Origin of the sequence: Lachnoanaerobaculum umeaense (genome assembly GCF_003589745.1) — a bacterium.
GTDB lineage: Bacteria > Bacillota > Clostridia > Lachnospirales > Lachnospiraceae > Lachnoanaerobaculum > Lachnoanaerobaculum umeaense.
In genome coordinates, this window is sequence record NZ_CP032364.1 from 277,767 (window position 1) to 304,573 (window position 26,807).

Annotated in this window: 22 protein-coding genes; 21 read left to right on the forward strand and 1 reads right to left on the reverse strand. The window is 34.2% G+C overall.

Annotated features, from left to right (window positions below):
• Positions 1–21: 21 nt before the first annotated feature.
• The 6 genes from D4A81_RS01085 (at position 22) to trmB (ending at position 9,106) form a co-directional block, all read left to right on the forward strand.
• Positions 22–2,235, forward strand: coding sequence for a glycosyltransferase family 2 protein (locus tag D4A81_RS01085; RefSeq protein ID WP_111525045.1), 2,214 nt, complete (start codon positions 22–24; stop codon positions 2,233–2,235).
• Between the two features lie 15 nt (positions 2,236–2,250).
• Positions 2,251–3,243, forward strand: a complete 993-nt coding sequence (locus D4A81_RS01090; protein ID WP_111525044.1) for a glycosyltransferase family 2 protein — start codon at positions 2,251–2,253, stop codon at positions 3,241–3,243.
• A gap of 124 nt (positions 3,244–3,367) precedes the next feature.
• Complete coding sequence (locus D4A81_RS01095) at positions 3,368–4,774, forward strand: undecaprenyl-phosphate glucose phosphotransferase (RefSeq protein WP_111525043.1); 1,407 nt, start codon at positions 3,368–3,370, stop codon at positions 4,772–4,774.
• Between the two features lie 13 nt (positions 4,775–4,787).
• Positions 4,788–6,548: an LCP family glycopolymer transferase gene (locus D4A81_RS01100; protein ID WP_111525042.1), complete on the forward strand. Its 1,761-nt coding sequence runs from the start codon at positions 4,788–4,790 to the stop codon at positions 6,546–6,548.
• 81 nt (positions 6,549–6,629) lie between these two features.
• Positions 6,630–8,351 carry a S1C family serine protease gene (locus D4A81_RS01105; protein ID WP_330405097.1) on the forward strand — a complete coding sequence of 574 codons (1,722 nt, stop codon included), beginning with the start codon at positions 6,630–6,632 and terminating at the stop codon, positions 8,349–8,351.
• Positions 8,352–8,452: 101 nt separating this feature from the next.
• The gene (gene trmB / locus D4A81_RS01110; protein ID WP_111525041.1) at positions 8,453–9,106 is read left to right on the forward strand and encodes a tRNA (guanosine(46)-N7)-methyltransferase TrmB; all 654 of its coding nucleotides are present in this window, start codon (positions 8,453–8,455) and stop codon (positions 9,104–9,106) included.
• Between the two features lie 64 nt (positions 9,107–9,170).
• On the opposite strand, the gene rpsT is transcribed toward trmB, so the two are convergent.
• Positions 9,171–9,437, reverse strand: coding sequence for a 30S ribosomal protein S20 (gene rpsT, locus D4A81_RS01115; RefSeq protein WP_111525040.1), 267 nt, complete (start codon positions 9,435–9,437; stop codon positions 9,171–9,173).
• Positions 9,438–9,725: 288 nt separating this feature from the next.
• On the opposite strand from rpsT, the gene D4A81_RS01120 reads away from it, so the two are divergent.
• The 15 genes from D4A81_RS01120 (at position 9,726) to D4A81_RS01190 (ending at position 26,766) form a co-directional block, all read left to right on the forward strand.
• Entirely contained in the window at positions 9,726–10,148 is a 423-nt protein-coding gene (locus tag D4A81_RS01120; protein WP_111525039.1) for an Hsp20/alpha crystallin family protein, read from the forward strand.
• Between the two features lie 143 nt (positions 10,149–10,291).
• Complete coding sequence (gene asnA / locus D4A81_RS01125) at positions 10,292–11,299, forward strand: aspartate--ammonia ligase (protein ID WP_111525038.1); 1,008 nt, start codon at positions 10,292–10,294, stop codon at positions 11,297–11,299.
• A gap of 78 nt (positions 11,300–11,377) precedes the next feature.
• Entirely contained in the window at positions 11,378–11,686 is a 309-nt protein-coding gene (locus D4A81_RS01130; RefSeq protein WP_111525037.1) for a septum formation initiator family protein, read from the forward strand.
• 1 nt (position 11,687) lies between these two features.
• On the forward strand, positions 11,688–13,196 hold the full coding sequence (gene tilS, locus D4A81_RS01135) for a tRNA lysidine(34) synthetase TilS (RefSeq protein ID WP_111525036.1): 1,509 nt from the start codon (positions 11,688–11,690) through the stop codon (positions 13,194–13,196).
• Entirely contained in the window at positions 13,180–13,710 is a 531-nt protein-coding gene (gene hpt, locus D4A81_RS01140; protein WP_111525035.1) for a hypoxanthine phosphoribosyltransferase, read from the forward strand. The genes tilS and hpt overlap by 17 nt, the downstream gene beginning before the upstream one ends.
• Positions 13,711–13,721: 11 nt before the next feature.
• Positions 13,722–15,533, forward strand: coding sequence for an ATP-dependent zinc metalloprotease FtsH (ftsH, locus tag D4A81_RS01145; protein WP_111525034.1), 1,812 nt, complete (start codon positions 13,722–13,724; stop codon positions 15,531–15,533).
• Complete coding sequence (locus tag D4A81_RS01150; RefSeq protein WP_111525033.1) at positions 15,534–17,555, forward strand: glycoside hydrolase family 13 protein; 2,022 nt, start codon at positions 15,534–15,536, stop codon at positions 17,553–17,555.
• A 22-nt stretch (positions 17,556–17,577) separates the two neighbouring features.
• Positions 17,578–18,951 (forward strand): MATE family efflux transporter, encoded by a 1,374-nt coding sequence (locus D4A81_RS01155; protein WP_111525032.1) that lies wholly within the window; start codon positions 17,578–17,580, stop codon positions 18,949–18,951.
• The gene (locus D4A81_RS01160) at positions 18,948–19,925 is read left to right on the forward strand and encodes a dipeptidase (RefSeq protein ID WP_111525031.1); all 978 of its coding nucleotides are present in this window, start codon (positions 18,948–18,950) and stop codon (positions 19,923–19,925) included. The genes D4A81_RS01155 and D4A81_RS01160 overlap by 4 nt, the downstream gene beginning before the upstream one ends.
• A complete protein-coding gene (locus D4A81_RS01165) occupies positions 19,922–20,089 on the forward strand; it encodes an ErpG protein (protein ID WP_111525030.1) in 168 nt (55 codons plus the stop codon). The genes D4A81_RS01160 and D4A81_RS01165 overlap by 4 nt, the downstream gene beginning before the upstream one ends.
• Positions 20,089–20,955, forward strand: coding sequence for a DegV family protein (locus tag D4A81_RS01170; protein WP_111525029.1), 867 nt, complete (start codon positions 20,089–20,091; stop codon positions 20,953–20,955). Before D4A81_RS01165 ends, D4A81_RS01170 begins: the two co-directional genes overlap by 1 nt.
• The gene (locus D4A81_RS01175; RefSeq protein ID WP_111525028.1) at positions 20,948–22,408 is read left to right on the forward strand and encodes a sensor histidine kinase; all 1,461 of its coding nucleotides are present in this window, start codon (positions 20,948–20,950) and stop codon (positions 22,406–22,408) included. Before D4A81_RS01170 ends, D4A81_RS01175 begins: the two co-directional genes overlap by 8 nt.
• Positions 22,405–23,331 (forward strand): GerMN domain-containing protein, encoded by a 927-nt coding sequence (locus D4A81_RS01180; RefSeq protein WP_111525027.1) that lies wholly within the window; start codon positions 22,405–22,407, stop codon positions 23,329–23,331. The genes D4A81_RS01175 and D4A81_RS01180 overlap by 4 nt, the downstream gene beginning before the upstream one ends.
• Positions 23,332–25,581, forward strand: a complete 2,250-nt coding sequence (locus D4A81_RS01185) for a DNA internalization-related competence protein ComEC/Rec2 (protein WP_111525026.1) — start codon at positions 23,332–23,334, stop codon at positions 25,579–25,581.
• A 549-nt stretch (positions 25,582–26,130) separates the two neighbouring features.
• Positions 26,131–26,766 (forward strand): L-2-amino-thiazoline-4-carboxylic acid hydrolase, encoded by a 636-nt coding sequence (locus D4A81_RS01190; RefSeq protein ID WP_111525025.1) that lies wholly within the window; start codon positions 26,131–26,133, stop codon positions 26,764–26,766.
• Positions 26,767–26,807 lie beyond the last annotated feature (41 nt).

Genomic DNA, 26,807 nt, shown 5'->3' on the forward strand with positions numbered 1-26,807 from the left:
ATATAAAAAGGATAATACTTTATGAAACATAAGGTGGACTATGTTCGCATACGCGAGAACTATATTACTTTAAATGGTTGGGTAGTGGGTAAAAAACCAACTTCACAGCCTTCTTTTCGTGTTTATAATAGTAAGATGGAAAGTGTTGATTTCAAATATGTTAAGACCAGAAGAGATGATGTAAGTCAGGTGTATTTTGGAAAAGTATATGATGAAGATTATGGATTCGATATTAAGTTTGATTACAAAAGGGGAGAAGACTATTATCTTGAGATAGTAGTTGATAATCAAAAGAAGAAAATCAAGTATAATGAGGAGCTTATATATAAACGATCGAGCGTAGCCTATAAGAGAATGGAAAAGCTTAAAGATCTTTGCAATATGGAAACTGTAAGAGTGGCTTTTAATTTTATGAAAAAGAATGGTTTAAGAGCTCTTATACGAAAGTCAAAGAGTAAAATACAGGGCATGGATAATGACTATGAATACAGTGAATGGTATGAAAAGACCAAACCTACAAAGGAAGAGTTGGATGCACAAAGAGAAGAAAAATTTGAGTATTCACCTATATTTTCAATAGTAATACCTCTTTATGCGACTCCGGACAATTTTCTTAGAGAACTGCTTGACTCAATACTTGTACAGACCTATACAAATTTTGAGGTTTGCCTGGCTGACGGAAGTGAAAATGGTAATGATAAGGAAGCGTTTGTAAAAAAATATATAGAAGAAAAAAACATAGGAAGCAAGATAAAATACAATAAGCTTGGTAAAAACTTAGGTATTGCAGGCAATACAAATGAAGCACTTAAGATGGCAAGTGGTGACTATATAGTACTTGCGGACCATGATGATGTCATTACTGAGAATGCGTTGTATGAATGTGCAAAGGCAATAAATGAAGAAAACTGTGATTGCTTATACTCTGATGAGGATAAGCTTGATATGGACGGCGGTTCATTATTTGATCCTCATTTTAAGCCTGATTTTAATATCGATTTATTGGAGAGTGTGAATTATATTTGCCATCTTTTTGTAGTAAAGAAGGAACTCGTTGATGTAGCCGGAATGTTTGATGCGGCATTTGACGGTGCACAGGACTATGATTTTATATTCAGAGTAACTGAGAATGCAAAGAAGATAGTACATATACCAAAGGTTCTATACCATTGGAGATGTCATATGAATTCGACAGCTTCAAATCCTCAAAGTAAATTGTATGCATTTGAAGCAGGTGCCAGGGCAATAAAGGCACATATTGAAAGAGTAGGAAAGTCATTACCTGTAGAAAAGATAGACAAGGGTGTTGATTACGGAATTTATCACAAGTATTTTATTATGGAAGATAAGCCATTACTATCTATTATCATTCCAAACAAGGACCACAGAGAGGATCTTGATTTGGCAATTCGCTCCATAATGACAAAGAGCAGTTATAAGAACATTGAGTTTATTGTTGTGGAAAACAATTCTACAGATAAAAAGACCTTTGATTATTATGATAAGATTCAAAAAGAGTTTGATAATGTAAAGGTTGTACGTTGGGAGAGAGAGTTTAACTATTCTCTTATCAATAACTTTGGTGTGGGCTTTGCAAATGGTAAATATCTTTTCTTTTTAAACAATGATATTGAGCTTATAAATCCGACTTCAATAGAAGAGATGATGTGGTATGCTGTAAGAGAAGATGTAGGTATAGTGGGTGCCAGACTCCTTTATAATGATGATACCATACAGCATGCAGGTGTGGTTATAGGCTTTGGTGGTGTGGCAGGACATACCTTTATAGGACTCTCAGAGGTAGAAAACAGCTATTTCCACAGGGCGCTTACATTGCAGGATTATTCAGCTGTAACAGCTGCGGCACTTATTACTAAAAAGTCTGTATTTGAAGAGGTTGGCGGATTCAGTGAAGAGTTGGCTGTAGCATTTAATGATATTGACTTTTGTATGAAGGTAAGGGATAAAGATTATCTTGTAGTTTATAATCCTTATGCACTATTTTATCACTATGAATCAAAGTCCAGAGGACTTGAGGACAGCCCTGAAAAGGTTGAAAGGTTTAATAGAGAAACTGCAACATTTATGAAGAGGTGGCCTGAAATACTGGCAAAGGGAGATCCATATTACAATCCTAATCTTACATTGCGAAAGTCAAATTTTGCTCTGAGGGATTTGTTGAATGAAAAAATAGGTGAACCTTATATTGATGAGAATATAAAAAAATACCTGTAGGTATCCTGGAGAAATATGAGTAAAGTGACAATAATAATACCAAATTATAATGGTATAAAATTTTTGGGCGACTGTATAGAGTCACTCAGATATCAGACTTATCAAAATTTTGATATTTTGATCGTGGACAATGGCTCAAAGGATGAATCTGTTGAGTATTTGATGGAACTTGAAAGCTATGAAAGCAATCTAAATATAAAGGTGATTTATCTGGATGAAAATCTTGGATTTGCAGGTGGTGTAAATGTTGGACTTGCAGCCTGCGACAGTAAGTATGTTATCTTACTAAACAATGATACTGAGGTATTTCCGGACTATGTGGAAATGCTTGTTAATGCAATAGAAAAGTCTGAGAAGATATTTGCAATAAATCCGCTGATGATAAATGCTAATAATAAGGAGCTGGTAGATGATGCCGGAGATGGATATTCACTTCTTGGATGGGGGTATCAGATAGGTGTAGGTGAAAAGGTAGAGAATTTTACAAAAAAAAGAGCAGTATTTTCAGCTTGTGCAGGTGCAAGTATATATAGAAAGAGTATCTTAGATGAAATAGGTTATTTTGATGAAATGCATTTTGCATATTTGGAGGATATGGACTTGAGCTTTAGAGCAAGACTTAGAGGATATATTATTGGATTTGAGCCAAATGCCAAGGTATATCATCTGGGAAGTGCAACCTCAGGATCAAAATATAATTCATTTAAGGTAAGGCTTGCAGCAAGAAATAATATTTATTTGATTTATAAAAATATGACAAATCTACAAATAGTATTTAACTTTTTCCCGCTCCTACTTGGAACTTTAGTAAAGATGGGATTCTTTATGAAAAAGGGCTTTATAAAGGATTATATAAGCGGACTTGTAGAGGGATTCAGGAATCTTGGAGAATGCGACAGAGTAGATTTTTCAGAGATAAAAAAGTCGGATATATTGGCTTTAGAAGTTGAAATTATAGTGGGTACCTTTGAATATGTGTATAGATTTATAAAAAGACATACTTCCTAAGAACCGTTACTAAAGATTAAGCAAAATGTAATGAAAGTTTTTTCATTTAGTTGTAAAATCAAAATAAGATTTTAGTAGAATAAGGCAGTTGTATGCCACATAAAAGTGTGATATGGAGCAATATATGATTAAAGAAAACCAAAAAAGATTGAATAGGCTGCATATACTCTTAGATGCTTTAGTTATATTTTTAAGTTATTTAATAGCTTATCTTATAATGTACTATAATGATGACGCATTATTGGCACTTTCCACAAAGGAGTACTTTAGTGCTCTGGTAGTTATTATACCTGTATTTTTGATACTTTATGAATTCTTTGAATTATATACACCAAAGAGAGCTTCAGGAAGAAGAAGTGAGATAGCAAATATATTCAAAGCTAATTCTATTGGATTTTTGATATTTACTCTAACCCTTTATCTGGGTGGTAAAAATATGAATATGCACCATTTTTCACGAAGGTTGGTAATTATATTCTATATCTTGACAATTGTATTTATGATAATTGAGAGAACATGTATACGAATTTTCTTGATGAATATAAGGCAGATGGGATATAATCAAAAGCATATTCTGTTGATTGGATATTCCAGAGCTGCAGAAGGGTATATAGACAGAGTAAAGCAAAATCCGGAGTGGGGTTATAATATAAGAGGCATCTTAGATGATAATAAAGATAGAGGTTTTAGCTATAATGGAGTAAAGGTAATAGGAACTATACCAAATTTACATATGATATTGGAAATGAATGTACTGGATGAGATAGCAATAACTCTAAGTATAAAGGAATATGAGCATTTGGAAGCGATAGTAAATGATTGTGAGAAATCCGGAGTTCATACGAAGTTTATACCTGACTACAATAATTTCATTCCAACTATTCCATATATAGAGGATTTACAGGGATTGCCGGTTATAAATATCAGGCATGTGCCGCTTACTGAATTACACAATGCTTATATAAAAAGAATTGTTGACATATTTGGGGCATTGTTTGGTATAATATTGTTCTCACCACTAATGATAATTGCTGCGATACTTGTAAAATTGACAGATGGTGGACCTATAATATATGCTCAAGAGAGAGTAGGTTTACATAATAAACCTTTTAAAATGTATAAATTCCGCTCTATGGCTGTACAAAAGCCTTCAGAGGAAAAGTCAAAGTGGACTACGCCGAATGATCCGAGAGTTACGGCTGTAGGTAGATTCATAAGAAAGACCAGCATTGATGAGATGCCGCAGTTTTTCAATATCCTAAAGGGTGATATGTCCTTGGTGGGACCAAGACCTGAAAGACCCTTTTATGTAGAGAAGTTTAGAGAAGAGATACCGCATTATATGATAAAACATCAGGTGAGACCGGGACTTACCGGTTGGGCACAGGTGAATGGATTTAGAGGTGATACTTCAATACAAAAGAGGATCGACCATGATTTATATTATATTGAAAATTGGACTTTAGGTTTTGATTTCAAGATAATGTTTTTGACAATATTTAAGGGATTTATCAACAAAAATGCTTATTAGCAGGAGGATTATAATGAGCGAAGAAAATAAGAAGTCCAGAAGAAAGAAGAAATCAAAGATACTATTTTTCTTTACAATGTTCATAGCTGAGGTCTTGGTACTGGGTGTAATATTTGCCTATGCATATGTATTGAAGCAGTATTCCAAGATACAAAGACCGGATTATGATGTTGAACAGGTTATCAATACAGATCTTTCAGAAAAAAAGCTGGAAGAGATGAGAGGTTATAGAAATATTGCAGTATTCGGTGTGGATTCCAGAGACAGTAGTGTTGGTAAGGGCAATAGATCTGATGTTATAATTATATGTTCAATTGATCAAGCTACAGGAGATATTAAGCTGGTATCTATTTATCGAGATACATATTTGGATGTAGGAAAGAATTCATTTCAGAAAGCTACGCATGCTTATAGCTATGGTGGACCTGCCAGAGCTGTAAAGATGCTTAATGATAGCTTGGATTTGAATATTACAGATTATGTAACATTCAATTGGAAAGCGGTTGCTACAGCAATCGATATTTTGGGTGGTGTAGATATAGAGATTACAAAACCTGAGTTTAAATATATCAACTCATATATTACAGAGACTGTAAAGGGAACAGGAATAGGTTCAGTTCAGTTAGAGAAGCCCGGTATGCAGCATTTGGACGGGGTTCAGGCTGTTGCATATGCCAGACTTAGATATATGGATACAGACTATCAGAGAACAGAAAGACAGAGAAAAGTTATCGAGTTGGCTTTTGATAAAGCAAAGAAGGCGGATCTGAAGACACTTAATGATTTGCTTGGAAATATGCTTTCAATGGTAGCAACCAATATGACATGGCAGGATGGACTTGATATAATAAATGATATAAGTAAGTACAAGATAAAGGATACAAAGGGATTCCCATTTGATATGGATGATATGATTCTTGGAACAAAGGGATTTATAGTAGTTCCGGTAAATCTTGAAAGCAATGTACTTGAATTGCATAAGTTCCTTTTTGGAGATGAGAATTATGAGGTATCTGCTAAGGTAAAAGCATATAGTGATCAGATTTCTGATGATACTGGTATTTATAAGAATGGAGATAGTGTAAAACGAGTGAAAACGAGTGGAGCTTATAAGTCTAACAGTAAATCGTATGACGATGAAGATGAAACTAAGAGCAAGAAGAAATCAACAACAGAAGAAGCCAAAAAGAGTGTGGACATCTACATAGATAATAATGGAAAATATTATCAACTGGATGAAGACGGTGAGACTATTTGGATGGATAAGAATGAAGATGATGAATATTATACTGATGGAGCCGGTAATAAATATTATATAGATCAAAGTAATGAGAACGGTTCGTCTGAGAAAGATAAAACTTCAGGAAGTTCAAAGGCAAATGAAAATGTTGGACCGGGAGAGACTACACAGAATTCAAAGGCTTCAAGCGTAGAGATTATTACACCTTCAACAGAATCACATACGAAGAAGGGGAATACTACAGCAGAAACAGAGCCTACAAAAAAGAAGGTAAATGGTCCGGGAGAGACTGTAGAGAGTACTGAAGCAAAGACTACAGCAGCCTCTAATGAATCACAAACCAAGAAAAACAGTTCAAGTGAAACGACAAAGGCAAATAATAAATCTACAAAAGAAGCAACTGTAGAGGCTATACCCACTACTGCTGCAAAAGAGACGACAGCTGCTACAAAGGAAGAAACTGTAGCACCGGCACCTAATGTAGTAGGACCGGGCAGCGGCAATGTACAGACTGTAGAAGCAAAACCGGAATAAAAAACACATTTAAAACTTATTTAAAACACAAATAAGACACAAAGCATTGGTAGACTATTAACCATAGAGGGAAAGCTACCAATGCTTTTTTATATAGATGAAAGGAGAGTACGATATCGTACAAGTAAGAATATGGGATTTGATAGAGATGAGTTTAATAATGAAATAAATGCTAACAGTGAAGAGAACATAAGACGAGAAGCTGAAAATGGCTTTGAATCTCAGAATGAGCAAAGAGATATAGATAGTATTATACAAAAACATACTGACAGCCTTGCAAGGGCTGCAGAGAGTATAGCAAGAAATGAAGTAAGTGTTGATAATATTTCACAAAGCTTCAATCAAGAAGAAGTAAAATATTTTAATAGAGATGAGTTTAATACTAATACAGATATAAATTCTAATAATATAGAGGATGCTTCGGTAAATATTAATGAGGAGGTGAAGGCAGATGGATATAATAGAGAAATGGATAGAGAGGATAATAGAAGAACTCAGTCAGAAGATGTACGAACAGAGACTTTTGCCGCACAGCCTCAAAAAGTCCAGAGTAAGGGTAAGGAGCGAAAGAAATCAAAGGTAGGAAAGGCTATAGGATTTGTAGCCAGTGCAGCAGTATTTGGCGTAGTAGCAGGTGGTGTAATGTTTGGTGTCAACAATATTGCAAGCAGCTATATCGGAAATAATATAGAGAAGAAAAGTGCTGACAATATTATTATAGGCAGTCAAGATAATACAACTAAAGCGGCTACCGATGATACAGTTAGTGAAAGTACTGCGGCTCCTGCAACAAATCTTTCAAACATGGATGTATCTACTATTGTAGATAAGGCAATGCCATCAGTAGTATCTATATATGGTAAAGAGCAGATCACACAAAATAGCTTTTTTGGACCACAAAGTTATGAGGCTGAGTCTAGTGGTTCAGGTATTATAGTAGGAAAAACTGATAGTGAATTACTTGTAGTTACAAATAACCATGTTGTAGAGGATACAAACAGTCTGGAAGTAGAATTTGATGACGGTACTAAAGCTTCAGCATCTATAAAGGGTGGTGACAGTGACAATGATGTGGCAGTAGTTGCAATCAAGCTTTCTGATTTGTCTGAGGACACATTGTCAAAGATAAGTATTGCAAAGATTGGAAACTCTGATAATGTTAAGGTAGGTCAGGGAGTGGTAGCTATAGGAAATGCTTTGGGTTATGGACAGTCAGTAACAGTTGGTTATATATCAGCACTAAATAGAGAGGTAAAGACTGAAGGCGGTACATCCAGAAACCTTTTGCAGACAGATGCAGCTATCAATCCGGGAAACTCAGGTGGTGCACTTCTTAATATGAGAGGTGAGGTTATCGGTATAAATTCCGCCAAGTATTCAGATACCGCTGTAGAGGGAATGGGTTATGCCATACCAATATCTACAGTAAAGGACCTTATAGCCGAGCTTTCAAGCAAGGAAACAAGAACGGTTGTATCAGAGGAAAATCAAGGTTATCTTGGTATACAGGGTAAGGATATTGATGAGGAAATGGCAAAAGCCTATGATATGCCACAGGGCATATATGTGTATAAAGTAGTAGAAGGTGGAGCTGCAGCTTCTTCAGATTTGAAGGCTAAGGATATCATAACAAAATTTGATGGACAGAGTGTAAGAACTATGGAGAGCCTTAAAAATATGCTTACATACTATGAGAGTGGTAGAACAGTAGACTTGACAGTTCAAAGACTTGATGAGAGTGGAAATTATGTTGAGAAGACCGTAAGTATTACTCTTGGAAAGAGAGAAATTCAGGAACAGTAATATTAAAAAATAAATATAAAAGCAATAGATTAAATGTCTGTTGCTTTTTTTGATGTTTATAATGTATACTAGATTGCTATATAAGAAATGGAGTAAGAACAATGAGACTTAGACATATAAAAGGTTGTGAGGATTTTATAACTGATGCAAAAGAATGCATTAGAGAGGACAAAGCTATAGCATTAAAAGGAAATATACAGGATATATTTGAAGAAAAAAGACCTCTGCAAATAGAGATAGGTATGGGCAAGGGGCAATTTATTAGAAATATGGCAATGCGATATCAGAATATAAACTTTATTGGCATAGAAAAATATGAAAGTGTATTGATGAAGGCAATACAAAGAAAAAGAAATCTGGAAACAGAGAAAAGTATAGATAATTTAAGGTTTCTATGTGCAGATGCTAAGAAGCTTTCAGAAATATTTGAGGTAGGCGAGGTTGATAAGATATTCCTTAATTTCTCAGATCCATGGCCAAAGGATAGGCACGCAAACAGAAGACTTACATCACCGGATTTTTTAAATATATATGATATTATATTAAAGAAAGATGGTGTAATAGAGTTTAAGACTGACAATGTGGGACTTTTTGAATATTCTCTGGAGGTGGTGAAGGATTCAAAGTGGAAATTGGATTTTTGTAGCTTTGACTTTCATTCGGAAAAAGAGTCTGAAGAAAATATAATGACAGAATATGAAGAGAAATTTTCAGGTCAGGGAAATAAGATTTGCAAAATGATTATAAGTAGATAAAAAATCCTGCCAAAAGATAGGAGAAACAAAAAAACTCCAATGATGACGGTCATTGGAGCTTGTTTTATGCATTGATACTATCAACAGCCTTTGAAAGTCTTGCAACCTTACGAGATGCATTATTCTTGTGATATACACCCTTTGATGCTGCCTTTGTAATCTCAACGATAGCATTCTTAAGGTTATCCTGAGCGAGCTTCTTGTCATTTGCTGCAACAGCACTCTCAACTTTCTTAATAGCAGTTTTTACTTTTGATCTGATAGACTTGTTTCTCTCAGTTCTAACCAAAGCAACTTGAATTCTCTTTTTTGCTGATTTGATATTAGCCACAATTACCTCCAATAAATAAATAACTTTTTTGTTGAATAAAATTTTACTTCTAAAAGTTTATATTGAAGCCTGGACACGGACAGTTCAATCTAAACGCGAATATAATTTTAGGATATTATAAGATGAATGTCAAGGTTTAAAGAAAAGTTTTAATAAATAAAAATTAGCACTCAGGTATTGACAGTGCTAACAATTTATGTTATAGTACAGCTATAACAAATAAGACATAGATAACAATCAAATGTTTTACTTGTAAATAATAATGAATACTAAAAAGGAGATATAGATATGTTAGTACCTAGAAGAAGTTATAATTTATTTGATGATTTTTTTAATAATGATTTTTGGGGAGGAGATTTTAGAAAGTTTGAAGCTCCAAGTATGAAGACTGATGTTAAGGAAATTGACGGCAATTATGAGCTCAGTATAGAGGTGCCGGGATTTAATAAGGAAGAAATCACTGCAAGTTTAAAGAATGGCTACCTTACAATCAGTGCAAAGCATGAAGAAAATAATGATGAAAAGAATGAACAGGGGAAATACATCCGCAGGGAGAGAAGATTCGGTTCATGCCAGAGAAGTTTCTTTGTAGGAGAAGCAATAACCGAGGAAGATATCAAGGCTTCATATAATAACGGTATTTTGAAACTTACTTTACCTAAGGAGAAGGAGATCTTACCGGAATCACCGAAGACAATCGCAATAGAATAAACTTAAAGAAACTGCCTTAAAAGGCAGTTTTTATTTTGAGTATTTTTATTAAGTTATTGCATTATATCTTGTATATTGCTGTACTTAGTGATATCATAAGTTTTTTAAAGAGAAGGATTTCTTATTAATATTGGAGGTTATTTATGGCATTGATTTTACCAAAGGGTTATGATCCTGTACTAAGCGTAAGACAGACTCAGGAAGCGATAAAATATATCAGAGATACATTTCAAAAAGAATTTGGAAAGGAAATGAATCTGGAGAGGGTTTCTGCACCTTTATTTGTATCAAAGTCAAGCGGTTTAAATGATAACTTAAGTGGAGTAGAGCGTCCTGTATCATTTGATATTCTTGGAGTACCAAATGAAGAGTATGAGGTTGTTCAATCACTTGCAAAGTGGAAGAGAATGGCACTTGGCGAATATAATTTTGTACCGGGTGAAGGTCTGTATACAAATATGAATGCCATTAGAAGAGATGAGGAACTTGACAATCTTCATTCCTGCTATGTAGACCAGTGGGACTGGGAAAAAGTAATAAGAAAAGAAGACAGAACTATAGAAGTATTGGAAGACACAGTAAGAACTATATTTAAAGTTATAAAGCATATGGAGCATGAGGTGTGGTATAAATATCCTGAAGCGGTCAATCATTTGCCGGATGACATATACTTTATTACTTCAGAGGAACTTAGACAAAGATATCCTGATAAGACTCCTAAGGAAAGAGAATGTCTTATTACAAAAGAATATGGATGTGTTTTTGTAGAAAAAATTGGTGGTGCTTTAGGTGATGGTCAGCCACATGACGGTAGAGCTCCTGACTATGATGATTGGGAATTGAATGGAGATATTCTTTTCTGGTTTGAAAATCTAGACTGTGCATTGGAGATTTCAAGTATGGGCATCAGGGTAGATGAAACCGCTATGGAATATCAGTTAAAGACTGCAAATGCCATAGATAGAAAAAATCTGCCATTCCACAAGGCTCTTTTGGCAGGAGAACTTCCATATACAATAGGTGGTGGTATAGGACAGAGTAGACTTTGCATGCTATTGCTTAATAAAGCTCATATTGGAGAAGTACAGTCCAGTGTATGGCCTGTTGAAATGATAGAGGCTTGCAAAAAGAATAGAATGATACTATTATAAATATAGTAACTATCTTGAAAAATAAAAAAGTTTTTCAATGAAATGCAGTTTTTAGCAGGATTTAAAAGGGGAACTTTAATGGCGAGAAAAAGAAAAAAAGCCATAGCAATATTAGAGAATAAATTTGCTATTGTTACAGTTACTACTGTAGTATTATCTATGGCTATTATTTTGGGAGTAAAGGTAAACAGTATAAAAAAAGAACTTGTACAAAGAGAGTCCTATAAACAAAAGATACTTGAAGAACTTGATAGTGAGAATGAAAGATCAAAAAAGCTTGAAGAACAAAGAAAATATGTTCAGACAGATAGCTATATAATAGAAATGGCAAGAGAAAAACTTGGCTTGGTTTTTCCAAATGAAATTGCTATAAAGGCAGAAAAATAATATGTTAGATATAGATGCATTGAGTCATTTCATAGAAGATAATAATCTGATTGAAAAAAAAGATAGAATAGTACTTGGTGTAAGTGGGGGTGCAGATTCCATATGCCTCCTGCATACATTAAGCAGAATACAAAAAGCCTTAGAGATAAGGCTTTTTGTTGTACATATAAACCATGGTATAAGAGGTGAAGAAGCAAAACGTGATGAGAGGTTTGTTCAAGAGTTTTGTGAAAGGTTTAGTATAAGTTTTTTTTCGTTTTTTTGTGATATACCAAAAATGGCGAAAGATTTAAAATTAAGTGAAGAAGAAGCAGGTAGAAAAGCAAGATACGAGGCATTTGAAAAAGTTGCTGAAGGAATAGCAGTGGGTGAGAACATAGATATATCGAAAGTCAAGATAGCCGTAGCTCACAATAAAAATGATAATGCGGAAACTATACTACATAATATGTCCAGAGGAAGTGGGATTTCAGGATTGAAGGGAATACCGGCAAAAACCGAGAGAATCATTAGACCTCTTATTTCATTTTCCAGAGAGGAAATAGAAAATTATTTAAGCGAAAATAATGTTGAGTATATGATTGACAGTACAAATCTTGAAAATGAATATACAAGAAATATCTTAAGAAATGAGGTGTTTCCAATCCTCAGAGAAAATGTTAATAGTAATGTAGTAAATAATTTTTATAAAAGTTCTAAGTTGGTATCAGAGGCAGATGAGTATTTTGAAAGTTTGGCTATAAAATTTTGTGAAAAAAATTTAAAAAACACCGGAAGCGGAGATTTTTTATTAAATAAGGAGAATATTCTAAAAGAGCCACATATATTAGCTACATATATCATTAGATATAGTTTAAAAGAGATATTAAAGTCTCAGAATTTCGGTATCAAAGATATAGGTATGGTACATATAGAGGATGTATGGAATCTTGCAAAGTCGGAAAACGGAAAAAAAATAGATTTGAAATATTCCATAAAGGTATATAATGAATATAGGGAACTGAGATTTAGTAGTAAACAAAAAAAAGCTGAATATGATAGTGATATTATATCTCCTGAAATAAAATACAGTATTTTAGACGATTTTAATATGAATGATGTCCCTAAAGATGGTAATATCAGATGGCTGGATTTTGACAAAGTCATTGAAAATATAGTAAAATATAACAGGGGATCTTTGTGCATAAATAGCATTGTGGATAAAGATGATATGATAAAAATTATAGAAGAAAATATTACCATGAGACAGTATATGGGTGGAGATTTTATCCATATAAAATCAGGAAGAAAGGCAATAAAGAAGCTTTTTACTGATGAGAAGATAGCCGCAGGAATCAGGAGCAAACATGCAGTACTTGCAATAGGGGCAGATATTTTGTGGATATTTGGATGCGGAGATATTTATAATACCGGACTTAACAGAACCGGTGAACTCTACAATATAGATAGCAATACAAAAAATATTTTAAAAATAGAATTAATTAGGAGCGAATATGAAGGAAAAAGTTGATATATTAATATCAGAAGAGGAAATTCGTACAAGAATTTTGGAGATTGCAGAAAAGATCAATGAGGACTATAAGGGCGAGGAACTTACTCTCATATGTGTATTAAAGGGTGGAGTAATGTTTATGTGTGATCTTGCCAAGAGACTTGATCTAAATGTAAGGCTTGATTTTATGAGTGTTTCAAGCTATGGGGCTGAAACCAAGAGTTCAGGTGTGGTTAAGATTGTAAAGGATTTGGATAACAGTATTGTAGATAAGAATGTTCTTGTGGTAGAGGATATCATTGATTCGGGAAATACATTGTCATATCTTATGGATATATTACAAAAGAGAGGACCGAAGTCTATAAAGCTTTGTACTCTCCTTGATAAGCCTTCAAGAAGAGAGAAGATGGATGTACATGTAGACTATGTATGTTTTGAAATAGAGGACAAGTTTGTAGTGGGTTATGGACTTGATTATGACCAAAAATATAGGAATCTGCCTTATATTGGAGTCATGGAACTCTCAGAATAGATTGGAGCGAAATGAAAAGAGTAGATAATCCTGTAAGAATGTTTTTCTTACTGTTTGTTGTAGCACTTGTAATATGGCTGATCTTTAACATGGGAAATCAGCTTAGTATTGTTAAATTGAACTCGACTCAGTTTAATGCAGTGGTTGAGGAAGGCAATATTGGACTGATTGAGATAAGACAGAATTCACAGACACCTACAGGTGAGGCTATAATTCACTTTAATAATGAAAAGGGTGAGGTACATTATTTTATATCTGATGTAAATGAATTCACAAGGAAAATGGATTCAAGTAATATAACATATATATTAGAAGATGTTCCACGGGATAGTGTTTTTACAAATACAATATTGCCGATAGGTTTGACTGCTGTTATGATAATGTTTTTCATAGTTTATATGAATGGTAGAATTGCAGCAGGTGGTAGTGGCAATAATAAGATGATGAATTTTGGCAAAAGTAGGGCTAGAATTGTAAAGACAACAAATGTGAACTTTTCAAAGGTGGCAGGACTTGAAGAGGAGAAGGAGGAACTGGCTGAGGTTGTGGATTTCTTAAAGGATCCGGGTAAGTATACTAAGCTTGGTGCAAGGATTCCAAAGGGAATAATACTTGTAGGACCTCCGGGAACAGGAAAGACACTCCTGGCAAAAGCAGTAGCAGGAGAGGCAGGAGTGCCATTCTTTACAATATCAGGTTCTGACTTTGTTGAGATGTTTGTAGGTGTAGGTGCAAGTAGAGTGAGAGATCTCTTTGAGGATGCCAAGAAAAATGCACCATGTATTATATTTATAGATGAGATAGATGCAGTGGGCAGAAGAAGAGGTTCAGGACTTGGTGGAAGCCATGATGAGAGAGAGCAGACCCTAAATCAACTTTTGGTTGAGATGGACGGTTTTGCAGGAAACCAGGGTATCATTGTGATGGCAGCTACAAATAGAGTGGACATTTTGGATCCGGCACTTCTTCGACCGGGAAGATTTGACAGAAAAGTGGCAGTAGGTAGACCGGATGTAGCAGCCAGAGAGGCAATATTAAAGATACATGTGTCATCAAAGCCTTTGGCAGATGATGTTGACTTACATTCAGTTGCTAGACAGACATCAGGATTTACGGGTGCAGATCTTGAAAATCTGATGAATGAGGCGGCAATACTCTCTGCAAGAGAGGGTAAAGCATATATATCTTCAAATGATATAAATAGGGCATTTATAAAAGTGGGAATAGGTACAGAGAAAAAGTCAAGGATAGTAAGTGAAAAGGAAAAGGCAATTACTGCTTATCATGAGGCAGGGCATGCAATACTTTTTAGAGAACTGGAAGGAGTAGGACCTGTGCATACTATTTCTATTATACCTACCGGTGTAAGTGCAGCAGGATATACTATGCCATTACCGAGTGAGGATAAGATGTTCCATACCAAATCCGGTATGCTAAATGATATTATGGTGAGCCTTGGAGGAAGGATAGCCGAAGAAATAATCTTTGGAGATATTACAACAGGTGCAAGCTCTGACATTAAGCAAGCGACTAAGGTTGCAAAGGCTATGGTTATGGAGTTTGGTATGAATGAGAGAGCCGGACTTGTAAATTATGGCAATGAAGGTGATGAGATTTTTATAGGAAGAGACTTCGGTCAAACTAAGGCATATAGTGAAGAAACTGCAAATATGATAGATGAAGAAATAAGAAATATTATTAATGATTGCTATAAAAAGGCAAGAGAAATAATATTGAAGAGAAAATATGTTCTTGAATCATGTGCAGCACTTCTTATAGAAAAAGAAAAAATTGGTTTTGAAGAATTTGAGGCATTGTTTTAGATGAATATTGAAGGTATTTTTAGTGATGAAACAAGTGATTATGTATCAATACAAAGCCTTGAGAATAGACAAGAAATACGAATACAGATAAGAGTTTTTAAGGATGATAAACCGGATATTATATGGGTAGATCACCAAAGCGGTAGTGAATTAAAGATGGAAAAACTTCACTCAAGCGAGTACTTTGATTATTATTATGTTGATTTGATTGATATGGATTATTTTAAATATTATTTTAAAATAATTGACGACAAGAAGATATTTTATTACACAAGATTTGGGATTACAGATTATTTAAAAGAAGATACATTATTTGAATATAATAAAAATTTTTCTTTACCTGAATGGGCTAAGGGAGCTTTGATGTATCAGATCTTCATTGATAGGTTTAATCGTGGAGATGAAACAAATGATGTAGTAGATGATGAGTATATCTATATAGGCCTGCCGGTAAAGCATAAGGAAAATTGGAACGAATATCCTTCAAATTTTGATGTGGGATATTTTTATGGCGGAGATTTAGAAGGTGTTTTACAAAAATTGGACTACTTAAAGGACTTTGGGGTTGAGGTAATATACTTTAACCCTCTCTTTGTATCACCATCAAATCATAAATATGATACTCAGGATTATGATTATATCGATCCACACATAGGAAAGATAGTGGAAGATGCAGAAGGTGTTTTAGGTGAGTTTGATAGTGACAATAAAAATGCACTTAAGTATGTGAAAAGAGTAACCGTAAAGAAAAATCTTGAGGCGAGTAATGAGTTGTTTGTAAAGCTGGTGAAAGAGGCACATAATAGAAATATAAAAGTAATTATAGATGGGGTTTTCAATCACTGTGGTTCATTTAATAAATGGATGGATAAAGAAGGTATTTATAAAAGAGCAGATGAAAGCTATCCTATAGGTGCATATTGGTCAGAATCCAGTGAGTTCAGATCCTATTTTAATTTTGTAGGAGATGAGTATGACGGATGGTGGGGACATGATACATTGCCAAAACTATACTATGAAAACAGCAAAAAACTTATTGATGAGATATTGCGTATTGGACAAAAATGGGTATCACCGCCATTCAATGTAGATGGATGGAGACTTGATGTAGCGGCAGATTTGGGATACAGTATTGAATTTAATCATAGGTTTTGGTCTATGTTTAGGAAGTCTGTAAAGAGTGCAAATAAAAATGCACTCATTTTGGCAGAACACTATGGTGATCCAAGTTATTGGATGGATGGAAAGTGCTGGGATGGAGTAATGAACTATGACGGTTTTATGGAGCCGGTGAGCTGGTTTTTGACAGGTCTTGAAAAGCATTCAGATAGAGAGGATATGAGTCTGAAGGGAAATTCGGATATGTTCTTTATTATGTTAAAGAATGCCTTGGGTAAGATGCATTATGATGCAATATTGGTATCTATGAATCAGCTCTCAAACCATGACCATTCAAGATTCCTTACCAGAACAAATGGTATTGTGGGCAGAATAAACACACATAAATCAGAGGATGCAAGTGCAGGAGTAAGTCTTGAGGTTATGAGACAGGCTATAATGATGCAGTTAACTCTGCCGGGTGCACCTACAGTGTACTATGGTGATGAGGTTGGAGTGTGCGGTTTTACAGATCCGGACAGTAGAAGAACCTATCCATGGGGAAGTGAAAACTTGGAACTGTTGGAGTATCATAGATACCTGAACAGATGGCATAGACTTAGAAAAGAACTTAGACATGGATCTCTTATAAAGCTTATTTCAAGCAATGGTACAGTGGGATATGCCAGAGTGTCTAAAGAAAATATATCAGTAATTATAATTCATTCGGGTAAGGACAAGAGAAAGCTCGACATTCCACTATATCTTACCGGAATGAGAGATAATGCCGCAATAAGCAGAGTAATATATACAAGTCCATCAGGATATAATGTAGGAAGAGTTACATATTTTAGTGATAATGGTTATTTGAGCCTTGAGATAGAGCCAAACTCAGGATATTTATTGGTGAGTGAAAACTTGTAAGCAACAGTCGGTTGGAGAACATATGTCACAGGATAATAAAAAATACACTGGGAAATTATTTACAAATAAAGACTTGAAGACACTTATCATTCCACTGATAATAGAGCAGCTATTGGCTATTACAGTTGGGATGTCTGACACTATGATGGTGAGCTTTGCCGGAGAGGCGGCAGTGTCAGGAGTATCTCTTGTTGATATGGTTAACAATGTGATTATCGCACTACTTGCAGCCCTTGCTACAGGTGGTGCGGTAGTCATAAGTCAATTTATAGGGGCAAAGAAAAATGAAGATGCCTGCATGGCGGCAGCACAGCTTGAACTTATGGCATTTGTGGTTTCTGTGATCATATCAATATTTGCTATTTTATTTGCACATCCTATCATAAACCTCTTATTTGGAAATATTGACAATGAGGTATTTGATGCTTGTAAAAAATATTTAATGATAACTGCGATAAGTTTTCCAATGTTGGCAATATATAACTCAGGTGCAGCCATATACAGAAGTATAGGTGATTCTAAGACATCTATGATGGTAAGCATTCTCATGAATATAATAAATGTTGTGGGAAATGCTATAGGAATTTTTGTTTTAAAGCTGGGAGTTGCAGGGGTTGCAATACCAAGTGTAATATCTAGAGGAGTGGCAGCCATTATTATAACTATATTGGCATCAAAAAATAAGAAAGCCATAGTCTACTTGAGAATGAAAGAAGTCTTTAAGTTGAATATGGATTTTATGAGAAGGATACTTTATATAGGAATACCTTCAGGTATCGAAAATTCACTTTTTCAAGTAGGAAGAGTGGCAGTGGTGTCAATTATTTCAAACTTTGGTAGGGTTGAAATAGCTGCAAATGCTATAGCAAATAATCTGGATGGTCTTGGTATAAATATGGGCAATGCTATAGGTATTGCAATGATTACTGTTATAGGTCGCTGCGTGGGTGCAGGAGATTATAAAGAAGCAAAGTATTATGTAAAAAAGCTGATGTTTGTAGGATATCTGGTTATTATAATACCTGCCATATTTATTCTTACTTTTCAGAACTTCTTTATTTCCATATACAATGTATCTGATGCAACAAAGGAATTAACTTCGGTATTGGTATGGATACATATGGGAATAGCTATGTTTATATGGCCTTTAAGCTTTGTGCTTCCAAATGCACTGAGGGCAGGAAATGATGTAAGATTTACTATGGGAATCAGTCTTTTTTCAATGGCAGTATTTAGATTTGCTACATCGTTATTTATAGCAAATACCTTCCATATAGGTGCTATAGGTGTGTGGTGTGCAATGATCATAGATTGGATCTTTAGGGCATCAAATTTTGTATATAGATTTGTATCCGGAAAGTGGTGGCATAAGGATTTATCGAAAGAGGAAGTATGATAGTAGATTTACATTGTGATACGATCAGCGAAATATTTAAAGGTAGAAAAGCCGGAATGAATCTGAAAGAAAATCGGCTGATGATAGATATAAATAAACTGAAAAAATCAGATACATTACTACAGTGTTTTGCAATGTTTACACATTTAGGTGATGTAAAATCACCCTATGATTATGTTAATGAGTTGATTGATTTATTTGAAGTAGAGATAGAGAAAAATTCATCAGATATTTCTTTTGTAAAAAGTTATGATGATATAATAAGCAATAAAAAGATTTCAGCCTTTTTGACTATAGAAGAAGGTGAGGCAATAGAGGGAAGCATAGATAATCTTGAACATTTCTATAATAGAGGGGTTAGGATGATGACCCTCACTTGGAATTTTGAGAATTCTATCGGCTTTGGAAATAAGAGAGTAATAAAGGACGGTAAGCTTGTAGGATATATTCCTGATACAGAGAATGGACTAAAGCCGTTTGGATTTGAAGTTGTAGAAAAGATGGAAGAAATGGGCATGATAGTTGATGTTTCACATCTTTCAGATGCAGGAATTTATGATATAATTGATATGGCAAGAAAGCCATTTGTTGCCAGTCATTCAAATGCAAGAGTGGTTTGTGATCACCCAAGAAATTTGACAGATGATCTTATAAAGAAGATGGCAAATAAGGGTTGCATATCCGGACTTAACTTTTATCCGGATTTCTTGTCAAATAATTTTTCAAACAGAGAAAGAATGGCATATATAGATGATGCTATAGAGATGCTAAAATATATGGTAAATTTGGGTGGAAGTGAGTTTGTAGCTTTAGGTTCAGACTATGATGGTTTTGATGATATTTTGGAATGGAAGGACGCAAGCGGAACTAAGAGTTTGATTGAAGCAATGGATAAGGCCGGATTTGGACATAGTCTTATTGAGAATATAACATATAAAAATGCACTTAGAGTAATAAAGGAAGTAGTTGGATGATTAGATTATTTATACTTATTTTGATTCTTGCCTTTGTATGTGCGGTTTATGTTCTTCATGCAAAGATGGAAGAAAATGAGTCAGAGAGTGGCGAAAAGATCATAGATGATATGATAAAAAATAATGTAATAGATGAAATAGCGAAGGGTAAGGATAGAGGCTAATGAGAACAGCAGTTGTATTGGACAGTAATAGTGGTTTAACAAAAGAAGAGGCAAGAAAATATGGCATGTATATTCTGCCAATGCCATTTATGATTGACGGCAAGGAATATCTGGATGGTAAAGACATAACTTATGAAGAGTTTTTGAGATTACAAAAGGATGGAGCGGATATAGTGACTTCACAGCCTTCTCCTGAAGATGTAATGAATATGTGGACTGAACTTTTACAGGAATATGATTCCATAATACATATACCTATGACATCAGGACTTTCGGGTTCCTGCGATACTGCAATAATGCTCTCAAATGAGGATGAGTTTAATGGAAAGGTATTTGTAGTAGATAATAAGAGGATATCTATTACACAAATAAGTGCGGGACTTGATGCAATAGCTTTATTAGAAGATGGAGTACAACCACAAAGAATAAAAGAAATACTTGTAGAGGATGCAGGCAAGTCAGGTATTTATGTAATGGTAAGTGATTTGAAGTATTTGAAAAAGGGTGGAAGAATAACACCAATGGCAGCGGCACTGGGGTCTTTTTTAAAGATAAAGCCTATACTTCAGATTCATGAGTCAAAAATAGATGCATATGGTAAGGCGAGGACCTTTAAACAGGCTAAGCAAATAATGGTTGATGCATTGAAGAAAGATTTGATTGAAAGAATGGATGATCCTATGTGTAAGGATTCAAGAATGATGATTGCACAATATGATGCAATGGATTTTGCCAAAGAATTTGCAGCAGAGTTAGAGCCTATTTATGGTAAGGTAGATATTGTCAATTTGTCATTATCTGTAGCAACACATATCGGACCTGGAACAGTGGCTATAGCTGCTGCAAGGAAGTCAACTAATGGATGAGGAAAAGAAAAGGCTTAAATTTAAGTTACCTCCCATAAATTTGAGAATATTCTTAACAATAGTTTTTTTATTGTTTGGAATTTTACCAATCTTTATATATGGAAGAATAGTCAGCCGTACAAATTTTTCTTCCAGAATAGATGCCAGAAAAATAGAAATTCAGACAAAGGGACTTATGCTCAGCAATAAGTTGACAAGAGGTAACTTTTTAAAAAATACTGAAGATAGGGAAGTGCTTAGGTCAGAGATAGACACCGTTGCAGAAATTTACAATGGTAGAATAGTTATCATTGACAAGTCATATAAGACTATTGAAGATACTTTTAATCTGTCTTTAGGAAAGATAAATATTTCTCCGGAGATAGTGGATACATTTGGTGGTAGTAATACAAATATTTATAATAAGTCAAAATCATATATATTACAAACTATTCCTATATATGAAAGCATAGATAATCAAAATATTGATGGTGTTTTGATGTTTATTGCTTCTACAGAGAATCTTGTATCTGTGGCTGAGAGTGTGGGAAATACAGAGAAGTTTCTGTATATAACTTTGACTGCAATAGTTGTAGTACTGTCTGTAATAATAGCAAATCGACTGTTGAAGCCTTTGACAAATCTAAGAGATGACATTGCAAGTATAGGATATGGAAAGCTTGATCAAAAGATAGAGCATAATGAATATCAGCTTACAAAGTCTATATCGGAAAATATCAATGCTACATTAGCAAAACTTCAGGCAGCAGATAAGTCCAGAGATGAATTTGTGGCAAATGTATCACATGAGCTAAAGACTCCTATCACATCAATAAGAGTATTGGCAGATTCCCTCATGAGTATGGAGAATGTGCCAAATGAAATGTATGCTGAGTTTATGCAGGATATCTCTGATGAGATAGATAGAGAAGCCAAGATAATAGATGATTTATTATCTTTAGTAAAGCTTGATAAGTCGGCTACAAAGCTTGTAACTGAGCAGGTTGATATAAATCAGCTTATAAAGCAAATTTTGAAAAGGTTAAGACCTATTGCACAAAAGAGAGATATTGAGATGACCTTTGAAACAATAAGAGAAGTGAATGCTGATGTGGATGAGACTAAGTTATCTCTTGCTATAAACAATCTTATAGAAAATGCTATTAAATATAATAAGGATGGCGGCTATGTAAAAGTAAGTATTGATGCTGACCACAAGTTCTTTTATATAAAGGTAAAAGACTCAGGAGACGGTATAGCACCTGAATATCAGGATCTTATTTTTGAGAGATTTTATAGAATTGATAAAGCAAGATCCAGACAGACAGGTGGTACAGGCCTTGGATTGGCTATTACAAGAAATGTGATACATATGCATGACGGTATTATAAAGGTTTCCAGCAAAGAGGGCGAGGGAACTATGTTTACAGTCAGAATTCCTCTAAATCATGTGAAAAGGAGGGATAAAAAGTGAAAAAACGATTATTGTTGTTCTTGATGATATTCTTTTCTATAACACTTATGGCTTGTAAGAAAAAAGAGGTAAAGCCTCTTGCTGAAAATGAGTACTTTATTTATTATATAAATACTGCTATGGACACTCTTGTTGAAAGTAGATATACATCAACATATCAAAAAGATGATGTTGCAGCACTTGTTGGAGATCTTATAGCACAGTTTTTGAAAGTGCCTGATGATTTGGAGGCCTTAGGAGCATTACCTGATAAGGTGACTTATCAGGGATTTAATATAGATGGGAATATACTCTATTTAAATTTTGATACAAATTACCAGAATATGGATGTAAGTAGGGAGGTACTTGCAAGGGCAGCTTTGGCAAAGACTCTGACTCAGATAGAGAGTATAGAATATATAAGTATTCGTTCAGGTGATCAACCTCTAGTAAATGCATTGGGTGAAAATGTCGGTCTTATAAGTTCCAACAATTTTATAAACAGTGTCTCTAATATAAACAGTTTTGAAAAGGCTACACTCTTACTTTATTTTGCAGATGAATCCGGTACTAAGCTGGTAACAGAATCAAGAGATGTGTTTTATGATTTGAATACATCTATGGAGAGGCTTATAGTGGATGAGCTTATGAAGGGACCGAGTAGTACAGGTCTTAAGGCTACCATACCAAGTGATACCAAGGTGGTAAGTGTCACTATGAATGAAGGTATTTGCTATGTGAACTTTGATGAAGGATTTTTGAACACATTGCCTGATGTTCAAGATAGTATTACTATATATTCAATTGTAGATTCACTTTCAGAATTGCCAAGTATCAGTAGAGTACAAATACTTATAAATGGAAAATCAGATAAAAAATACAACACCATTTCTTTGGGGATTTCTGTAGAAAGAAATCTGGATTATCTTAAAGAGGAAAATTAAATGAAAAGACCATGTATACTTATAGTAATTGCCTGTGTGCTTGGAGAGCTTTTGGGGTATTATTGTGGTATATACCAGCCGGTGGTGATTATCACTCCGGCTGTGGTCTGTTTTATATTAGTATTCAAAAAAATCATTCGATTTAAAATTAAAAAAATATACTTTCTTATATTCTTTGTATTCTTTAGTATCTTTGCTTTTAGAATCAAGTATGAAATCCAAAATATGAATATATTCATAGAGAATACTGCAAATGGTGAGAATACCTATATTTGTAGAAGAATAAAAAATATAGATTTTAAAGATGATAAGGTGATTATCATATCTGAAGGAATGATATATTATTTGAATAAAGAAGAATTTCATAATGATATTTTTATCGGAAATAAGGTTATATTTAAAGGAAAGATAGAAGCAATAGACTCCGCTACAAATCCGGGTGAATTTGATGCAAAAAGCTATTATATGACTAAGGGTATCTATTGTAGAATGACAGTAAAGGATTATATGATTGCGGATAAAAGCTATGATATTATAGGTCAGTTTTTCTTTGAAGTCAGATATTATATCAGCCATAAAATAGATGAGATCTTTGTGGGCAGTACGGCAGGAATTGTAAAGGCTATTGTAATAGGTATGAGGGGAGAACTTGATAAAAATGTATATAAAACATATCAAAAAAATGGTATAGCACATCTGCTGGCTATTTCCGGTTTGCATGTATCTTTAATCGGTATAGGTTTGTATAAGCTTTTAAGGAAGATATTACAAAGAAGCTTTCTATGTTCTGCCTGTATTGCAGGAGGTTTTTTAATATTTTATGGACTTATAGTGGGAGATAGTGTAAGCATTGTGAGAGCAGGTACTATGCTGATACTTTATTTTATTGCAGAGGTAGTAGGTAGAAGCTATTGCCTTTTATCAGCACTTAGCATCAGTGCGGTAATTATTTGTTTGATCTCACCATTTGAACTTTTTGGGTTAAGTTTTCAACTATCTTTTGGTGCAGTGCTAAGCCTGGGTGGACCGGTAGCATTTATTATAAAAAAATTTAAGCCTAAAGAAAAGGATAAGAATAATAATTATGGAGAGAAGTTATTTAAGATTTTTGTGGTCAGTATTGGAGTTCAGCTTTTGACATTACCTATAACCCTATATTATTTTTATACATTTCCAATATATGCCTTTCTACTGAATATAATAGTTATACCTCTTATGAGTTTTGTTTTGTATTCTGCCCTGTTTTCTATTTTTCTAAATATTATAAATATATTTTTATATAAATATATCAGTTTGCCTGCGATAATTATTCTAAGATTTTATGATTATCTTTGCAGTATTACAAGGTATCTAGCTTGTCACAGCATTGTATTTGGCAGACCGAAATTTTTACAAATTCTTATTTATTATATGGTTCTAGTAGCTGTTATTGCTCTGACAATTATAAAGAGAAGAAGAATTATTCTATTATTTACTCTGCCTGCGGTACTTATACTTTTTCCATTTTTTAGAACCGAAAGCGTAGTTTATTTGGATGTCGGTCAAGGAGACGGTATCTATATGCATATTGATGATATGGACATATTAATAGATGGTGGCAGTACATCCAGGCAGTCTTTAGGTGAATATACTATGGAGCCTTTTCTCTTATATAAGGGAGTGGATGATATTGAGATGGCATTTGTCACACATTCCGACATTGACCACATAAGTGGAATACTTTATTTACTTGAGAGTGATATCAGAATCGAAAATATATATCTTCCATATCAGGCAATGAGAGATGACTCCTATGATGAGCTAAAGCAAAAGGCAGTAGTAGCAGGTAGCAATATCAGATATCTGAGTATGGGAGATTGTCTTAAAAAAGGTCATCTAAAGATAGATTGTCTTTGGCCGGATAAGTCTGATAAGGAAGATGTGAATGAACAAAGTCAGACCTTTGTAATAGAGGTTGGAGGAAAGAGGCTATTATTTACAGGTGATATCGGAAAAGTTAGCGAAGAAAGTATACTAAAATACTTTGATATAGGTAAGATTGATATATTAAAAGTGGCTCATCATGGTTCAAAAAACTCTTCACTAAAAGCATTTATAGAAAATACAAGTCCCGATTATGCAATTATATCCTGTGGTAAAAATAATCACTATGGTCATCCAAGTCCGGAGACAATAGATACTTTGAAAGAGAATGGATGTATTATATATGAAACTTCAAAACTTGGGGCTATAGAGGTGAAGCTAAGATGATTTTAGTATAGTGAAGGAATATCCGTATAAGGTGAAATGGAGATTGATTTTTTAAATACAGAAGAGATTTCTTGATGGGTTTAATATGGGCAAGAAAATTGCAACTTTTTTATATGAAAAAATATCAAGGTCATCATAGAGAATGTTACAGTTCAGGTAGCCACTTTAGAACTTTTGTTTTACAATTCTAATCGCAACTCTTTCTTAAAACTTCGCAGTATTTTACGCAGTCTGTAAAAACTCGTTTGTTCGCTTGGGGAGCAGCGAACTGCACTTAAACAAGTCCCAGGCTGCTTAATCTGAGTCTCGTTTTTACGAAAGAGTTAATCACTACAAGGATTGTAAAATTAAAAGTCTCAAGATATATGGTAACTGAACTGTAACGGATAATATATTCTGAGAGCATATATAAATAATCTAATTATAGAAAAAGATGGATAAAAATGATAGCAGTTGGCATACACTAACTTACAAGTGTTAAGTCTTAGGTCGTGACTTTACTTAAAAAGTCAAAACTCAGTTCATAAAAAATTTCAGGGGGTGATTTTAATGAAATATAAGGATATGTATTTTAGTTTAATGAGTTTATTCTTAAAAAAGCCGATGATTGAAAAGTTTGGAAAGAATAAGACTGAAGAAAGTCTAAAAAATGGACGAGAGTTATACAAGCAGATGATTGAGAGTGCTGAAGATATCGGTTCAAACAATCCTATGGCAGGGAATATATATTCCGGTTATGTATTTATGGCTGTATGTAGAGCCGGTGGTTTCAGTGTGGATGAGTTTAAGGAAGTAATTGTTGAATTTTTAAACAATAGATTAATTAGCAAAGCAATAAGCAGATTTGATCTAAACAATCCTAAGGATATGAAAAAATTTGACGATAGAATGCATAAAATGGCTGAATGGGCGGATGCACATCCTGAGTATAGAGATAAAACATGGGATTTTAATTTCGATGAAGAGCTTCACAGAGACGGTTTTTATTATCACTTTACAAGATGCCCTATGGAAAAGTTCGCAAGAGATAAGGGTTATCTTGATCTACTGCCTCTATGTTGTGATATTGACCATCTTATGTTTGAAAAAGGGAAAGGCGTTCTACACAGAAAAAGTACTTTGGCAACAGGTGGTGAGATATGTGATTACTGGGTTGTAGGGGATAAGAATAAAGATCCTAAATGACAAGGGGATATAAAAAAGACAGCGAGAGCTGTCTTTTTTAT

Bases quoted from the DNA above. Each gene is read 5' to 3' on its own strand.
- D4A81_RS01085 (WP_111525045.1), top strand. From the start codon at position 22: ATGAAACATAAGGTGGACTATGTTCGCATACGCGAGAACTATATTACT.
- D4A81_RS01090 (WP_111525044.1), top strand. From the start codon at position 2,251: ATGAGTAAAGTGACAATAATAATACCAAATTATAATGGTATAAAATTT.
- D4A81_RS01095 (WP_111525043.1), top strand. From the start codon at position 3,368: ATGATTAAAGAAAACCAAAAAAGATTGAATAGGCTGCATATACTCTTA.
- D4A81_RS01100 (WP_111525042.1), top strand. From the start codon at position 4,788: ATGAGCGAAGAAAATAAGAAGTCCAGAAGAAAGAAGAAATCAAAGATA.
- D4A81_RS01105 (WP_330405097.1), top strand. From the start codon at position 6,630: ATGCTTTTTTATATAGATGAAAGGAGAGTACGATATCGTACAAGTAAG.
- trmB (WP_111525041.1), top strand. From the start codon at position 8,453: ATGAGACTTAGACATATAAAAGGTTGTGAGGATTTTATAACTGATGCA.
- D4A81_RS01120 (WP_111525039.1), top strand. From the start codon at position 9,726: ATGTTAGTACCTAGAAGAAGTTATAATTTATTTGATGATTTTTTTAAT.
- asnA (WP_111525038.1), top strand. From the start codon at position 10,292: ATGGCATTGATTTTACCAAAGGGTTATGATCCTGTACTAAGCGTAAGA.
- D4A81_RS01130 (WP_111525037.1), top strand. From the start codon at position 11,378: ATGGCGAGAAAAAGAAAAAAAGCCATAGCAATATTAGAGAATAAATTT.
- tilS (WP_111525036.1), top strand. From the start codon at position 11,688: ATGTTAGATATAGATGCATTGAGTCATTTCATAGAAGATAATAATCTG.
- hpt (WP_111525035.1), top strand. From the start codon at position 13,180: ATGAAGGAAAAAGTTGATATATTAATATCAGAAGAGGAAATTCGTACA.
- ftsH (WP_111525034.1), top strand. From the start codon at position 13,722: ATGAAAAGAGTAGATAATCCTGTAAGAATGTTTTTCTTACTGTTTGTT.
- D4A81_RS01150 (WP_111525033.1), top strand. From the start codon at position 15,534: ATGAATATTGAAGGTATTTTTAGTGATGAAACAAGTGATTATGTATCA.
- D4A81_RS01155 (WP_111525032.1), top strand. From the start codon at position 17,578: ATGTCACAGGATAATAAAAAATACACTGGGAAATTATTTACAAATAAA.
- D4A81_RS01160 (WP_111525031.1), top strand. From the start codon at position 18,948: ATGATAGTAGATTTACATTGTGATACGATCAGCGAAATATTTAAAGGT.
- D4A81_RS01165 (WP_111525030.1), top strand. From the start codon at position 19,922: ATGATTAGATTATTTATACTTATTTTGATTCTTGCCTTTGTATGTGCG.
- D4A81_RS01170 (WP_111525029.1), top strand. From the start codon at position 20,089: ATGAGAACAGCAGTTGTATTGGACAGTAATAGTGGTTTAACAAAAGAA.
- D4A81_RS01175 (WP_111525028.1), top strand. From the start codon at position 20,948: ATGGATGAGGAAAAGAAAAGGCTTAAATTTAAGTTACCTCCCATAAAT.
- D4A81_RS01185 (WP_111525026.1), top strand. From the start codon at position 23,332: ATGAAAAGACCATGTATACTTATAGTAATTGCCTGTGTGCTTGGAGAG.
- D4A81_RS01190 (WP_111525025.1), top strand. From the start codon at position 26,131: ATGAAATATAAGGATATGTATTTTAGTTTAATGAGTTTATTCTTAAAA.